This is a genomic window from Streptomyces sp. LUP30 (assembly GCF_001746365.1).
In the GTDB taxonomy this organism is placed as follows: domain Bacteria; phylum Actinomycetota; class Actinomycetes; order Streptomycetales; family Streptomycetaceae; genus Streptomyces.
In genome coordinates this window covers 160,903-175,761 of record NZ_MJAJ01000002.1, presented here as the reverse complement: position 1 = coordinate 175,761, position 14,859 = coordinate 160,903, and the positions used below count along the sequence as shown (strand labels likewise).

Genomic DNA, 14,859 nt, shown 5'->3' with positions numbered 1-14,859 from the left:
GCATTGATTCAAGCGAGGCGGCAAGGCGTCCGCCGTCAGTCGCAGCTGCCCGCGCACGGCACGAAGGGGACCGTGGTGCCGGTCAGACCGGTCGTGCCCGAAGCCAGGCCGTTGACGCTCGCGGTCACGGTGATGCTGCCCGCTCCGGTAGCCCGCACGAGTGCATAGGCGACACCCTGGTAGGCCTTGCGCACGGTGCCGCGGAAGCTCTCCTGTGTCTGGCTGCCGCTGTCGACCGCCACGATCACGCCTGGTCCGCTGATGGTAAAAGCGACCGCAGCCGAGGAGCCGGTCACGACTCGGCCCGCCGAGTCGGCGACGGTCGCCTTCACGTACGAGATGTCGTCCCCGTCCGTGGACACCGTGGGGTGGTCGGGTGCGAGCAGCACCTGGCTCGCTGCGGTGCCGGTGGCCGGCGACGGCGTCCGCGGTGCGCCCCATGTGGTCTGCCACGAGTATCCGATGGGCCGTACCGTCCCGACCGCGTCCATCAGGCCGGCGGTGCTTCCGACGGTGGGCCACAGTCCGTCGGCCTCACCGAGGTAGTCGACGCCGGTCCAGAGGAACTCGCCGGTGACGCCGGGGTTGTTCCTCACCGTCGTCCACGACGAGGTTGCCGTGCCCATCTCGGTGAACAGCCCGGGCCGCACCGGCGACATGCCCATCGCCTTGATCACGTCGTCGGGCCGGTAGTTGCCGCCGAAGACGTCCAGGGCGGTCCGGGTGGCGCCGGTGACGTCGCCGTTGTCGCCCGGCCGGAAGAGCGCCTGGGTGACCGGGCGGGTCGGATCCAGTGCGTGCGAGATCGACACGATCCTGTTCAGCAGGGACGTACGGGTGGACAGCGGGTCGCGGATCTCGTTGCCGGCGCTCCACATCGCCACGCTGGGATGGTTGCGATCGCGCAGGACGGTACTGGTGGTGTCCACCTGGTACCAGGGCGCCGGTCCTGAAGCGCCCGGCACGGCCGGTGCGCCGGTGGGCGAGACGGAACTCCGGTTGAAGTAGGTGGCGTAGTCGCCGACGTCGGAGTACTTGTGCTGAGTCCACACGTCGAAGAACTCGTCCAGCACCAGGAAGCCCATCCGGTCGGTGAGATCGAGGAAGGCGGGGCTCGGGGGTTCGTGCGCCGTCCGGATCGCGTTCACGCCAAGGGCCTTGAGCTGCGCGAGCCGGCGCTGCACGGCGCGCTGCGGTGCGGCCGTTCCGAGCCCGTGGTAGTCCTGGTGGATCGCCACACCCTGGAACTTGACGCTGTGGCCGTTCAGGCTCATCCCCGTGGAGGGGCTGAAGGCAAGGCTGCGGATGCCCACCGATGTGATGTCGTCGTCGACGGTGATGCCGCCGACGTCGACCTTGGTCGCGAGCGAGTACAGGTCGGGGCTCTTGAGGTCCCAGAGCTCGGGGTTGGTGACCGGTATGTCATAGGTGAAGGTGGCCGAGGCGCCGGCCGCAACGGTCTTCCGGCCGGTGGCGGTTCCGGGCAGGATCGTCCCGCCCGGATCGCTGAGCACGCCCTGGGCGCTCACGCTCGCCGCCGTGCTGCCGCTGTTGACCACGGTCGTCTGCGCGTGGACCGTGGCGGCGGAGCCGGTGACGTTCGCAGTGGTGACATGGGTGGCCCACTGGTCGATGTGCACGGGGTCCGTAGCGATGAGGCGGACGTCGCGGTAGATCCCCGCACCGGTGTAGAACCGCGAGGCCGGCTGCCGGCTGGTGTCGGTCTTCACGGCGATCACGTTGTCGGTGCCGCCGAACTTCGCGGCCGAGGTGATGTCGTAGCGGAAACTGGTGGCCCCGTACGGGTGGGTACCGATGAGCGTGCCGTTCACGTACACGCCGGCATTGGCCATTACGCCGTCGAAGTCGATGTACACCTTGCGTGCGGCGGGCACCCCGACGAGCGAGAAGTGCTTGCGGTACCAGCCGATGCCCGAGGGCAGGTAGCCTCCGCGGCCGGTGCTCGCCGCCGACTGCGAGAAGGGGCTGGCGGGCGGGTTCTCGCCCTCGATGCTCCAGTCGTGCGGCACGGTGACCTTGCGCCAGCCGCCGTCGTCGTAGGATGCGGCGCCGGCGCCGCTCGCGTCACCGTAGTCGAACAGCCACCCCGGATCGAAGTCCGTGACCGTCCGGAACCGGTTGGCGCCGCTCACGGGTTTACCGGTTGCTGTTGCTGTTGCTGTTGCTGTTGCTGTTGCTGTTGCTGTTGCTGTTGCGGGAATGGCGTCGGCCGAGGCGCTGTCGGTCGTGAAGGGCACCACCAGCGGCACCGCCAGCATGAGCGCGAGCACGCAGAGTCGGATTCTCCGGGCCGTGGCGCCACCGACCGTGGTGTGGAGGCCGACCATGCTGCGGCGGCTGATGCACCGAGAGCCTCTCGGAGGGGACAAGGGCGACACGGTCGGTCCTCTCTGTTCGCCGCCCGCACGGCAGGTGCCGCGGCTGGGGTGACTTCGTCAGCGGAGGTATGAGGTCAGGGAAAGGTGTTGTTCTCGGATCCCCTGGAGGACGAGCCCGGCGATCCGGCCGGCGCCGTACTGCGAGAAGTGGGTGTTGTCCGTGACGCCATCGGCGGAGGAGCGCAGGTAGAGCTGGGCGGAGGCGGAGGGACCGAGGGATTCGACCAGTGCCTTGCTCTTGGCGGTGAGGTCGATCAGGGGTGTGTTCTCTGCGGTGGCGACGGCGCGCATCTCGGCGGGGAGGTTGACGCCGGCGCCGTTGACGTGCAGGGCTGTGGGAGTGAGCACGTTGCCGTTGAAGAGACGGCGCACGGGCGGGGTCACCAGGACGGGCAGAGCGCCCTTGGCCCTTACCCGCGTGATCATGGTGGTGAGGTTGTTGCGGTAGTCGGAAGCGGCGGTCTGTTTGTCGTTGTGGCCGAACTGGATGAAAACCAGGTCGTCGGCTGCGACCTTCGCCAGCAGGGCCGGGAAGAGAGCCGCGTTGGACAGGAAACTTCCCGAACTCTCTCCCGAGTCGCCGTAGTTGGCCACGACCGCACCGGGACCGACCGCCGTGGTGATCATCTGGCCCCACCCGGTGTAGGGGGCCGCGGGTTGGTCGCAGACGGTGGAGTCGCCGGCCAGGTAGGCGGCGAGCGAGTGCGGTGCCGGTTTGACGGAAACGGCTGCCACTTGAGGGCTGGTTCCGCTGAAGCGCAGGTCCAAGCCGGCAGTCCCGGTGCCGCCCTGACCGGTGGGCTGCCCCTCGGGCTGGCGAACGTTGACCGTGAAACCGTATGTGGCGCTGGTACCGGCCGCAGTCTTGGTGGTCGGCAGTAACAGGCGCCGGGCTTCCGCCCACACGTCGGTCTGGCCGGCCGCGGTGGCGCCGCCCAGGGAGACGCTCACGTCGTAGTTGCCGGGTGCGACGGAGTAATGGCAGACGATCGGGGAAGTGCCGGAACAACCGTTGGGCAGGGCCTGGCTTCCGGCGGCGCCGGCGTGTGCCGCGCTGGTGCCGGTCAGAGCCGCCAGGGCCAGGACGGTGGCCACGGCCGCGCATGTCCTGCGACGCCCGGGCAGAGAAAGTGTTGTGTGCATTGAAGTCGCCGGTCCGTTCTGCGCATGCTGCGAAGGCGCGTCGTTCAGGCCTGGGTGAAGCCGTTCATGATGACGGTGGGCCGCTTGGTGGAGGAGTCCCAGGCGCCCATGTTGTAGCCGGTGAACGGGGACATGCCTTCCGGCTCCCAGTAGAAGACGCCCTGGCCGCCGGTGGCCTTCAGCGCCTTGATGTAGGCGACGAGCGAGGCCTGGGTGGCGGACGCCCGGTCCACCCGGCCGCCGAATTCACTCTGCAGGAACGGCTTGCCGTAGGCGGCGGAGATCTTCTGCATGTTCGCCACGATGCCGGGCGCCAGGTCCGCGCTGCCGTAGGAGGAGAACACCGACATGTCCCACTTGCCGCCGTTCGCCGCGTAGCGGGTGAAGAACGTCGTCATCGCGTCGTACTTCTGCGGCTGGGCCAGGTGGATGCACACCGTGGAGCTCGGCGAGACCGCCTTGACCTGCGTGTACGCCGCGTTGAGCAGCCCGGCCATCTGCGCCGGACTGGAGACGCTGCCGACCGGGCGGCAGATGCCGCTGTTGATCTCGTTGCCGATCTGCACCCAGGTGGGCAGGACATCGTTGTTCTTCATGACCGTCATGGTCTGGGTCACGTACGTGCCCAGCGCGGAGAGCATCTGGCTGTAGCTCATGTTCCGCCAGGCGGCGGGCGGGTTCTGCACGCCGACGGAGTTCCAGGTGTCGCCGAACATGTAGTCGAGCATGATCGACATGCCGGCGGCCTTGATCCGCCTGGCGAAGGCGGCGACCTCGCTGATGCTGCAGTGTCCGTTGGCCGGGTCGCCGGACGGGTTGACGAAGGTGCGCAGCCGGACCGCCGTGATGCCGTACCCCTTGAGGATGGTCAGCAGGTCCTGCGTCTGCCCGCTCGCGTTCTTCCAGGAGTATCCATGCGCCTCCATCTGCGGCGCCCAGCTGATGTCGACGCCCTTGACGAAACCGGCCGCGGCTCCGGCCGGCGTGGCGAGCTCGGCGAACGCGGCAGCGGTGGCGATCGCTCCGGCGGTGGCGGTGGTAGCCCTGAGCAGGGTCCTTCGGCTGATCCTCCGAGGACCGGACGCATGGGTGGGGGGCATGCTTACTCCTCTCGATCCATCGGCGGCACGCGGGGTGCCGCCGACGAAGGACGGTTCGTCTGGGAGGTGCGGAGGGAGGCGCTCAACACCGGCACGCGGCTGGCCTTCCGTACGGGCATGTGACGCGGTACGTCGAGATGCCGCTGGGATCGGCAAGCCTGGGGCACAGGAACCGGGTGCAACCGGTGTCGCTGTCCACGAAGGTCTTCAACCAAGGGATCAAGATCCGCATCTCGAGGCTGTTGGCCATGCTGGAGACGAGACGGTCGGCTCCGGTGAGCTGCAGGTGGGCGCTCTCCGTAGTACTCGGCACGGAGCCGTAGAGGCCTTCAGCGATGGCAGTCGTTCGGCCGCCGCCAGGGCTCCGCCGCCGCCCGTCGAGTGGCCCACCACCGCCGAACAGCTGCTGTCGACGCGGTCGCGCACCGGGCCCTTGGGCTGGGTGAGACGGTCCAGCGCGGCCGGCAGTCGTGTTCCCCGGGTTGTGTCGAAGTCGGTGCGGCAGTTGGTCTCGACGTCGATGACGACGAACCCGAACGAGGCCAGGCATGGGCCCCTCCACGCCTCCTCGTCGGCGAAGCGCGCCGTGTAACCGGGGGCGATCGCGACCGCGCCTCACGTGCCCGGACTGGTTTCGGTCGGGTAATAGGTGGTCCCGCCGTTGAAGCTGTTGCCCGCCGGCGCGCTCAACTGGGCAGTGGCGAACGGGTCGCGAGTGACTGCGACGCTGGCCGGAGTGGGGGCGGCCCCATGGTGGTTCGGGTTGTCGGCTGCCGATGCCGGAAGCGCCGCCGCCGTACCCCCGAATAACCCGAGTACCGCCGCGGCTGTGTCAGCGAAGCGGCGCAAGGCTCCGGGCGCTGGACGGCCTTGCCTTCGCAGGGTGTCACGAGCCTCCCTCGCCCAGGTGGGGCCGTCTCGATACAGCATGACGATGAACCTCCTTGAGCGACGACGACAGACGCAGGAGTGCTGGTCGAACGATGGGTGAGCGTGCGGGTCCGCGCGGTCTGTGAGAGGCACTCCTTACGGTCGGGAATACGAGCATCGGTGGCTGATGTCTGTGAACGATCCCAGGAGGCAGAACGAGGAGCGGGCGTACCGCGGTGACCGCGCTCCTCCAGTGCGTCGACAGCTGGACGGTCCACTGCGAGCACTACTGCTCGGACTGGCGCACCACGCACTTTCCTCACCTGCAGTGCCCCTGTCAATCAGCTGGGCATGCCGAAAACATTCGAGATCTATCGAATGACAACAGCTTCGATCGCCCCGTGCTGCAGTTGTGGCGATGCGTCAGGTCGCTCAATATCCCCGTCGAATGGGAACGTTCCCATAGTCGCGCCGTAGACCAAGGCACTCGTCACGCAGGCCGACGACTCGGGTCCGGGCGTACGCGATCTGCGTTCGGGCAGCTTTCTACGCCGTCCTGGCCGTCCTGCCGGAGCGCCACCACCGCATCGACCCACCCCCGTTCGTGTGAGGGGGGTACGTCCACGAAATGCCGTCCACTCGGCCGACCGGGCGCGTGGCGAGCCGTGATCAGCCTGCGGGAATCACCGTCACGCCGTAGCTTGATCGGCCGGGAGAGACCGCCGACCAGACCCCAGGGGATGCCGCCCCGCCACATGCTCACCAGACCAGGTCACCCGAGGTGACGAAGCATCACTGGTCGCCGCGCCCCCTCCGACCGGAACTGGCCAGCCCCTGTCGAAGGGGGTGGACTCCCGTCCTGGGCTCGGGATGGCCCGCCCCGCGGCGTTCGCTCTTCTCGCCTTTCCTGACGCAGAAGTCGCCTTCCTGGCACCAGAGTTGGGGTGTCTATGGCGCAGGGGCGGCGGAGTCAGAACGCGATGGGCCATCCGCTGCTCCAGTTCAGCTGGTTGAGCCCCAGCTTGGGCCTTCCGCTGTCGTTGCCGTCGTAGTAGTGGTAGACGATCAGGTCGGTACCGGTGTCGTGCATGATCGACTGGCCGCCCGGTCCGATATACCGCCCGTGTGACTCCAGGACGGGTGTGCCGCCGTTGTTCGTCATCGCCACGCCGTTCCTGTCGTAGTACGGCCCGGTGACGGCGGTGGCGCGTCCGACCTTCACCTTGTAGGTGGAGGCGGCGCCGGCGCAGCAGGTGTCGTAGGAGGCGAAGAGGTAGTAGTAGCCGTTGCGCTTCACGAGGTAGGGCGCCTCGACGGCCTTGGTCCCGGTGGGGCGGGCGGCGATCGCGCGCCTGGCGGTGTCGGAGGAGAGCTGCTTGCCGGTCGAGGGGTCGATCCGGATCATCTTGATCCCTGTCCACCAACTCCCGAACGACAGCCACCACTTGCCGTCGTCGTCCACGAAGAGGTTGGGGTCGATGGCGTTGTAGTCGCTGGAGGTGGTGGAGGAGTAGACGGTTCCGCGGTCGGTCCAGGAGCCGGGCAGGCCCGAGGGCGAAGTGGCCAGGCCGATGGCCGACTTGTTGGACCCGAAGGTGGAGACCGCGTAGTACAGCAGGTACCGGCCGCCCTGGTACGAGATGTCGGGGGCCCAGGCCTCGGTCGTGCCGTACGACGACCACCAGCCCGGCCGGGCCGCGAAGGCGTCGCCGCCCGCGCTGAACGCGATGCGGTCGGTGGAGGTGCGGTAGGCCAGGCCGCCCCCGGTGGCGTAGAGGAGGTAGCGGCCGCCCGAGGTCCGGATCATCGTCGGGTCGTGCACGACCGTGGCCCCGGTGACGGCGCCGGGGTCGGGGTAGGCGAAGGCGGCAGAGGGGGTCAGAGCCAGCAGGATCGCGGCCGGAACGCAGAGCAGCGCGGCCCTTACGGAGGTGCGCGAGGTGCGGGACGTTCGAGAGGTGCGCGTGCGTGAGGTGGGGCTCATGCGGACGCTCCTTCAGTGGGGGTCACCGTTCGTGCCACCGAACGGCGGTCGCGTCATCGGGTGGACCGTAGAATCGAACCCCTTGCGCGTCAATGCTGCGCGCGCAGCCGCGGTGATGCCCGGCGCTCTCGGGCGCGCCCCGCTGTGGGATCGGCACGGGCCGGATTAGGCGGTAGGGCCACGCACGCTTCCTCGTCGGCCCGCCATCCTCACCCGCTCAGGCTGCCAGCACGATGTCCATCGGCGGACCGCCCGCGAGCAGGCGCTCCAGCAGAGCGAGGCCGGCCACGCCGACGCCGTGCTCGTGGGCCGGGCCCTCATCGCCGACCCCGACCTGGTCGAGCGCCGGCAGGGAGGGGCGGGGCACCCGGAGAACGGTCCGCGGCCGGAACTGTTCTACGGTCCGGGCGCCGAGGACTACACCGACTCCCCCTTACCCGGGGCGGCTTGAGGCCCACGGTCACGCCCGGGTTCGAGTTCCCCGACCCGAAGCGAGGCGATCTCCGCAGCGTTCTCGGACGTCACCCCGCTGGTCCGGCCGTGGTCGGGAGGCCGACAACCTCTACGCCCCTGAGTCCACGCCCCGGGAAGGAAGAGAAGTGGAGGGACGACGCAGGACCCGGGCGACGGGCGACGGGCCTCGGGGTCGGGCGCACGCTCAGCCCGGTTGCGTTTCGGCAGGGCCGCCGCGTCCGTGCTGCCGTCCATGCGGCGGTGTCAGGTGGGGGAGAGGTCGGGAGTTGGTCGCGTCCGCATCGAGGACTTTTGACACCGGGCGGCCCCATGCCGCAACCGGTCTGCCGGTCCGCAGCGACGAGGTCAACGAGGAAGGCGCATCCATCCAGGAGATGTACTTCGCGGACAACGGACGCCGAGCCGAGCAGCTTGAGGTCGAGGCCATGAGCCGAAGCTCGATGGGTGTCGCCGAGGCAGTGTCACCGAGGCGGCGTGTTGTCACAAGGACGGTCGGCCCCTGTCAGCGGTCAGGCGGTGAGTGCCGTGCGCAGGGTGGTGGCCATCAGATCGATGGCTTCCTTCCCGGCCGGTGCCGGGCCGGTGTGGGTGAAGTAGTGGTCGACACCCTCGAAGCAACGGTGGGTGACCGGCACGCCGGCCTTTTCCAGAGCCTTGGCGTACGCATCGCCCTCGTCGCGCAGGCGGTCGTTCTCCGCGGTGATGACCAGGGCGGGCGGCAGACCGGTGAGGTCGTCGGTCAGGCCGGGCGACACCAGCGGATGCGCGAGGTCGGCGGGATCAGGGACGTAGGCGGCGGTGAAGACCCGCATGAGCTGAGGTGTGAGCAGGGGCTTGACGATGGGTGATTGCTTGGTGGCCGGGTCGGCGAGCTGGTCGAGCGGTGCCGAGTCGATGATCTGGAGGCGGGGGGTGAAGGTGCCGCGGTCCCGGGCGGTGCGGCAGACCGCGGCGGTCAGATTGGCCCCGGCGCTGTGTCCGCCCACGGCGAGTCGCGAACCGTCCCAGCTGTTGGCGGCGCCGTTCTCGGCCACCCAGGCGGTGACTTCGTACGCCTGGGTGACGGGTACGGGGTACGGCCGCTGCGGTGCGACGGCGTAGTCCACGTTGATCACCACGCAGCCGGCCGTCGCGGCTATGTAGCGGCAGATGTGGTCGTCCTGCTGGGGGCGGGCGATCACGAACCCGCCGCCGTGGAAGTTGACGTACACGGGGGCAGGGCCTGCGGCGGTGGCCGACGGGCGGTAGACGGTGCACGTCACCGGTCCGGCGGTGGTCTCCACCCGGATGGATTCCGTGCGCTTCGGGATGTCGGTGAAGCGCAGATCCTCGTGTACGCGGCTCATCATTCGGCCGAGCAGCAGCTGAACCCCTCTGGCCTGGATTCTGGGCCTGAATGACATGACTGCCCCCCATCGCTACAACGTTAAAGTATCAGGATTCCTGATAATGGAGGCTCGCGGCTGATCACGCAAGGGCCAACCATGAGCCGACTGCCGAAGGGGATGGACACTCCAGCCGTAGCGTCCCGCTCGGGCGCCAAGATGCGCGAGGGCGGCCGGGTCTGGCTCCAGCGGATGGCCGAGAGCGGTGCGGAGGCCGGCGGCGAGGCCGAGGCGGAAGCGCAGGCCGAGCGCAGGCCGAGCACAAGCCGAGCATCAGCCGAGTCCATGGCTGAATCAGCGACTGTTCTCAAGTGGTTTCGCGATGGGATGGGGTGACGAGTGACCGTGCGGACGGCTGGCCTTCCGTCTGCGCGTCACGGGTTCCGCACCCAGCGGTGGCCGCGGGGAAGGGGGGCGCCTTTCGGGACGAACGAGCGAGGCCATGGTCTTCGGTCCACCTCGATCATGGAACGGCCGACGATCTCCTCGAACCAGTCGGCGGCGATCCTGCCCAGCTCCTCGCGCGATCCTGTCGCCTCCAGCGACTCGATGCCCGTGATGGGCTCGGGATGATACGTGCTCGCGTTCCGCTCGCTGCAGAAGAGGCGGTCTCCGGCCGGCGTCGCGCCCAGCGTCATGACGACCAGCTCCCGGTCCCGGTGCCTCAGGTCCACGATCAGGGTGAGAACCGCCTGCCCGGCGGCGAACGCCTCATCCCAGGCGGCCTCGTAGGCGTCGCGAGGAGGGCGCGTGTCCTCTTCCTCATCGGCACGAAAGACGAGCACAGCAGTCGCGCCGGGCGGGCATTCGGGCCACCCGCGGGCGCTCTCGCGGACGATATTCACCAGGGTGGTCTCTGAAGGGCTCAGTTCGCCCTTGTCCACCTCGAACCAGTCCTCGTTCATGGCCGCACAGTACGTCGGGGCCGACGGCGCCTGCCGCGCGCCGTGGCGATCGTCGGGTGCCGGCCAAAGCGGGAGTCAGACTGTGTCCATAGGTCGGTCACGGCTCCTTCCACCGATGAGGCCGACGTCGAAGCGCGCTCGGCTCCACGCCGAGTGGGCAGCGGGTAGGCGTCGGAGGGGTAGGTTGTCGCCGATCATCGGCCACGGTGCGGTCGGCGAACATGACAGCGAGGCGGAACTCATGGAGGCGCTGGGGGCTCCGTGCCATGCTTCCGTGGCCCGTGCCATGATCTTGAGGCGTCCACCCCGGACGTGACGGCCACGCGGGTCGGGTCCGCGGACGAGGAGACGACGACCGATGACCGATACCGCTGCGGTCGAGATTCTCGCCGACGTCCGCGGGGGCGTCGGCCGCATCCTCGTGAACCGGCCCAGGGCGCTCAACGCCCTGACCACGGACATGGTCGTCGCCCTTGACCAGGTGCTCGCAGAGTGGGAGCGCACCCCGCTGTCCGCCGTGGTGCTCGCCAGTACCAGCGCGAAGGCGTTCTGCGCCGGCGGGGACATCCGCACGATCCGCGAGCACAGCCTCGACGGGGATGCCGAGGCGAGTGAGCGGTTCTTCGCCGGTGAGTACCGGCTCAACGCCCGGATCGCCGAATATCCCGTGCCGTTCGTGTCGCTCATCGACGGCCTGTGCATGGGCGGTGGTCTCGGGCTGTCCGTCCACGGCAGCTTCCGCGTCGTCACCGAGCGCGCGGTGCTGGCGATGCCCGAGACCGGGATCGGGTTCTTCCCGGACGTCGGGGCCAGCTACTTTCTGCCGCGGCTGCCCGGTGCGATCGGCATGTACCTGGGACTCACCGGGAGCCGGATCGACGCGGCCGACGCCCTGTACACGGGGCTCGGCACGCACTTCGTCCCCGCCGACGGCCTCGACGCCGTCGGGGACGCCCTGGCCCACGCCCCCGGTGAACCCGTCGACGCGGTCCTCAGCCGCCTCGCCGGCCGTTCCCCGGTGGCGAAGAGCAGGCTGGCCGCCGTACGCGGGGACCTGGACTGGGCGTTCGGCGCGGCGACCCTCGGTGAGATCGAGAAACGCCTGCGCCGCCTCGACACCGACTGGGCGGCCGACGCCCTGGCCGCCCTGGAGTCCGCTTCGCCGCAGAGCCTGGAGATCACACACGCCCTGCTGGCCCGGGGCAGACAGCGCACGTTGCGCGAGTGCCTCGACGCCGAACTCGCCCTCACGCGGACGACCATCCGCACGCCGGACTTCCTGGAGGGCGTCCGTGCGGCCCTGGTCGACAAGGACCGCAGTCCCACCTGGCAACGTGCGTCGCTCGCCGGACGGAGCCGGCCGTCCTGAGCAGGCTCGCGGCGCCCTTCCGGGCGAGCGCCGGCAGGGGTGTCGCTTCCTTGTGCCCTTCACGTCCTGCGCGGCCGTGGGGGCGGGGCATGCACGCGGGTGGGCGGGCAGCCATGAGATGCCACGGCCCCGGCAGGCTGTGAGGACGGAGCTGTCAGCTGTTGCGGCGTGCCCACTGCGCGGCCCTGACCGCTCCCTCCTGAATGTCCTGCCGGGGCAGCTGGAGGTCGAAAGCGTCCTCCAGGGCGTGGAAGTACAGCTCGAACTCGTTGGTGAGTTCGGGATGGTCCAGTTCGGCGCGGCGTACGGCCTGGTTGAGGAAGTCGAGCTGACCGCCTCGGAAATAGGGGGCACGGCCGCGGTCGTACCAGATCAGCTCCAGGACGCCCCAGTCGTCGTCGATGCGGCGGCCGTCGCGCATGTAGTCGAAGGTGTAGATGGCCTTCGCGGAGGTGGCGCTCAGGTGCACCGTCTCGGTGACGCCGAGCCGGGCGAGAGCATCATGACCGGGCCCGGAGCCGGGGGTCTCGTGGTACATCAGGAACACCCAGCCGCCGGCCTGCCCGAAACAGCAGGTCTCCCAGACGACGTCCCAGTAGTCGAAGGTCCCGCCGTCCATGCTGCGCAGATCCGCAAGACGGGTCCCGGCGGCGATCTGTGCGGGGTCGGCTCCGTGGAGCAGGGCGATCTGTTCGGCACTGACGTTCTCGCCGCGGAAGAAGGCGAGGTGGGTGTAGGGGTCCTGCTCGCGCCAGCTGCCGGCGATCCAGGCCAGGCGCTCCAGCGGGTCGCGCCCGCACGCAGTGGAGGGCTGTGCACCGTCCACGCCGCCGTTGCGGAATCTGCTTCCCCAGGCGGGGTCGATCCGGTCCAGCAGCCCGGCCTGCCCGGAGACGAGATCGGCCACCGGGCCGCGGCCCGGGGACCGGGCCGCGATGTGCTCGGCGAGCGTGCGGACCGCGTCCTCGGCGGCGAAATACAGCACCTGATCCAGGTCCTGAGTGACGAAGACCTTCCGATAGGGACCGATGTGGCCGTGCACCGTGCCGTCTTCGCCCAGGACCAGGAAGAGACGACCGTGCGGCTCGCCCATCAGCTGCTCGTACTGGTCGGGTGAGGTGCCGATGGGCGGGAGCATCGCTTCGTCGAGCACATCGGAGCCTGCGGCCACCTGGTGCCAGGCTTGTTTGAGCGTGTACGCCGATATCTGCATGGGCGTCAGTATGCGACCGGGCACTGACACGGCCGGCTGATCTGCGGCGGGGCGACACCAGCGGCGTGGTCGGCGTTGACCGGGTCGGATGACGGTGACGGAGCGACCGGGTTCACGGTCAGAGGACACACCCGGAGTCGGTGTCACGCTGGCGGAGCGTGACCGCGACATGAGCCTCACGTCCCCCTGAAGAACCGTCACGCGCCTCTTCAGGAGTGCCCGTTGTGCTCGATTCTCGGGGCTCGGAGGGGCTGTTGAGAGCTCTTCCAGGACCGAAAAATCCGGGATGGAGCGTGACAGCGCTGATCATGGTTCCGACGGGCGCGATCCGTACGGAGCCAACCCGCGCGATCCGTCCCGAGCGGACCCACGGGTGCGGAACAATCCCCGGGGCGGCCACCGACGACGCCGCGCTCTACGCCGAGGCCCTGCCGAGCACCGCCGCCGATCCGAGCCTTTGCACCGTGCCGGCCGCCGCCTGACGCGACACGACTTCGGCGCGGTTGCGCGGCATCGGAGTGGTGCAAGAGTGACGTCAGCCGGGGGACACACCGGCATGACGTGCCGGCCCGCCGAACGCACCGCTGCCAGCCCGCGTTCGGCGCACCACAGCAGGTCTGGCAGGATGGCCGGCAGCCGTCCGTACCGGGTCCGGGAACCCGTCGGCGAGAGGCGGGCGGGCACGGGCAGCGGCCCGGCGGGCGGGAGAGCGGAGCGGTGCGGCACATGCCGGAGTACCCGGAATATCTCGCCGCGGTCGTCTTCGCGGCGGGCGGCGTGGTCAACGCCCTGCTGGCACCGCACCGGTTCTCCACCGCCGTCCTGTTCTGCCTCGCGGTGACCTCTGCCGGACTCGGCGTGGCCGGTCGCAGTGCGGCAGCCCACCCGACCATCGTCACCGTCCTCACCGTCGCCGCCCTGCTCCTGGCGTTCGCGGTGGGCCTGCTGCTGTTGGCCGACAGCGTCCTTCTGGTCCGGCGCTACGGACCGCAGGCAGCCCTGCTGGCGACCGGGGCCGCCGGCTGCTCGGTGCTGGCGGTGCTCGGCCTCGACGCGGTCTTCCATGCGGTCGGCGGCGAGGCGTTCGGCGCCCTGGTGATCGCGGTGAACGTGGCCGCGGGATACCTCACTCTGCTCTTCCTGGTCTTCGCCGGCTACGTGTTCGTCCGGGGCCGCAGCGGCCCCCTGCCCGGAACCACCCATGTCGTCGTCCTGGGCGCCGGGCTCAACGGCGACCGGCCCGGTCCGCTGCTGACCCGCAGGCTGGAGCGCGCCCTCGCGCTCGACGCCGCCCGCGCACCGGACACGCCTCGTGTGGTGTTCGTCGTCTCGGGCGGCCAGGGCGATGACGAGGTCCGCTCCGAGGCGGAGGCGATGGCCGACTATCTGCGCGGACGCGGGGTGCCCGCCGACCGGATCGTGAGGGAAGACCGCTCCGTCAACACCGGGCAGAATCTCCGCTTCAGCATGGCCCTCGTGGACGGGACCACTCCCGGCCACTGTGTCACGGTGGTCACCAGCGGCTTCCACGTCTACCGCACGACCCTGCTGGCCCGCCGTGTCGGCGTGCCCGTGCACGTCGTGGGCGCGCCGACCTCCCCCGCCTATTGGCTGGCCGCGACACTGCGCGAGTTCGCCGCCATCCTGTGGCTGGACCGTCTCCCCCTCGTCGGACTCAGCCTTCTGCTGGCAGTGCCGGTGGCGACGGTGATCTTCGCGCACTGAAGTGCGCGAGGTGCGAGCGGCCGGACGGGGCGATCAGTGCGCCGACCGCAACCGCGGCAGCCGAGGCGAGGTTCTGCGCAGCCGCGTCCACGACCGCCGTCGCGGCCGGCGATGGGCCGGTCGCGGTCTACAGAGGCGCGCCGCGCTCCGGTCGAGTGGCGGCGGTGGGAGTCGTGCGGACAGTCGGGGTTGGGCACCGTCCGCCAGGGGGAGCCTGTGTCCTGCGGACCGCTGACCGACGCGGAAACCCTGTGGTGCAGCGGCCGTTGCTCGAGGGCCGGAGAAACTTCAG

The 14,859-nt window shown here is 69.6% G+C and carries 11 protein-coding genes; 3 read left to right on the top strand and 8 right to left on the bottom strand.

What is annotated here, in order from left to right:
• Positions 1 to 35 precede the first annotated feature (35 nt).
• The 7 genes from BG482_RS02730 to BG482_RS02695 form a co-directional block, all read right to left on the bottom strand.
• Positions 36 to 2,291 carry a glycoside hydrolase family 2 TIM barrel-domain containing protein gene (locus BG482_RS02730; protein WP_218108761.1) on the bottom strand — a complete coding sequence of 752 codons (2,256 nt, stop codon included), beginning with the start codon at positions 2,289 to 2,291 and terminating at the stop codon, positions 36 to 38.
• Positions 2,292 to 2,456: 165 nt separating this feature from the next.
• The gene (locus BG482_RS02720) at positions 2,457 to 3,542 is read right to left on the bottom strand and encodes a rhamnogalacturonan acetylesterase (protein WP_069767193.1); all 1,086 of its coding nucleotides are present in this window, start codon (positions 3,540 to 3,542) and stop codon (positions 2,457 to 2,459) included.
• A gap of 44 nt (positions 3,543 to 3,586) precedes the next feature.
• Positions 3,587 to 4,642 carry a glycosyl hydrolase 53 family protein gene (locus BG482_RS02715; RefSeq protein ID WP_069767192.1) on the bottom strand — a complete coding sequence of 352 codons (1,056 nt, stop codon included), beginning with the start codon at positions 4,640 to 4,642 and terminating at the stop codon, positions 3,587 to 3,589.
• 1,840 nt (positions 4,643 to 6,482) lie between these two features.
• Positions 6,483 to 7,496: an arabinan endo-1,5-alpha-L-arabinosidase gene (locus BG482_RS02710; RefSeq protein ID WP_069767191.1), complete on the bottom strand. Its 1,014-nt coding sequence runs from the start codon at positions 7,494 to 7,496 to the stop codon at positions 6,483 to 6,485.
• 217 nt (positions 7,497 to 7,713) lie between these two features.
• Positions 7,714 to 7,863, bottom strand: coding sequence for a hypothetical protein (locus tag BG482_RS43725; protein ID WP_176741299.1), 150 nt, complete (start codon positions 7,861 to 7,863; stop codon positions 7,714 to 7,716).
• Between the two features lie 616 nt (positions 7,864 to 8,479).
• Positions 8,480 to 9,316: an alpha/beta hydrolase gene (locus BG482_RS02705; RefSeq protein ID WP_256096243.1), complete on the bottom strand. Its 837-nt coding sequence runs from the start codon at positions 9,314 to 9,316 to the stop codon at positions 8,480 to 8,482.
• Positions 9,317 to 9,729: 413 nt separating this feature from the next.
• Positions 9,730 to 10,260, bottom strand: a complete 531-nt coding sequence (locus BG482_RS02695) for a hypothetical protein (protein WP_069767188.1) — start codon at positions 10,258 to 10,260, stop codon at positions 9,730 to 9,732.
• Between the two features lie 358 nt (positions 10,261 to 10,618).
• Between BG482_RS02695 and BG482_RS02690 the strand changes: the two genes are divergently transcribed.
• Positions 10,619 to 11,629 carry an enoyl-CoA hydratase/isomerase family protein gene (locus tag BG482_RS02690; protein ID WP_069767187.1) on the top strand — a complete coding sequence of 337 codons (1,011 nt, stop codon included), beginning with the start codon at positions 10,619 to 10,621 and terminating at the stop codon, positions 11,627 to 11,629.
• A 154-nt stretch (positions 11,630 to 11,783) separates the two neighbouring features.
• Here the strand turns inward: BG482_RS02690 and BG482_RS02685 are convergent, their stop codons facing one another.
• Entirely contained in the window at positions 11,784 to 12,842 is a 1,059-nt protein-coding gene (locus tag BG482_RS02685) for a hypothetical protein (protein WP_069767186.1), read from the bottom strand.
• Between the two features lie 293 nt (positions 12,843 to 13,135).
• Here BG482_RS02685 and BG482_RS02680 point away from each other — a divergent pair, with 293 nt between their 5' ends.
• Together BG482_RS02680 and BG482_RS02675 are read left to right on the top strand one after the other, a co-directional pair.
• Entirely contained in the window at positions 13,136 to 13,324 is a 189-nt protein-coding gene (locus BG482_RS02680; protein ID WP_069767185.1) for a hypothetical protein, read from the top strand.
• Between the two features lie 244 nt (positions 13,325 to 13,568).
• A complete protein-coding gene (locus BG482_RS02675) occupies positions 13,569 to 14,567 on the top strand; it encodes a YdcF family protein (RefSeq protein WP_069767184.1) in 999 nt (332 codons plus the stop codon).
• The last annotated feature ends 292 nt before the right edge of the window (positions 14,568 to 14,859 follow it).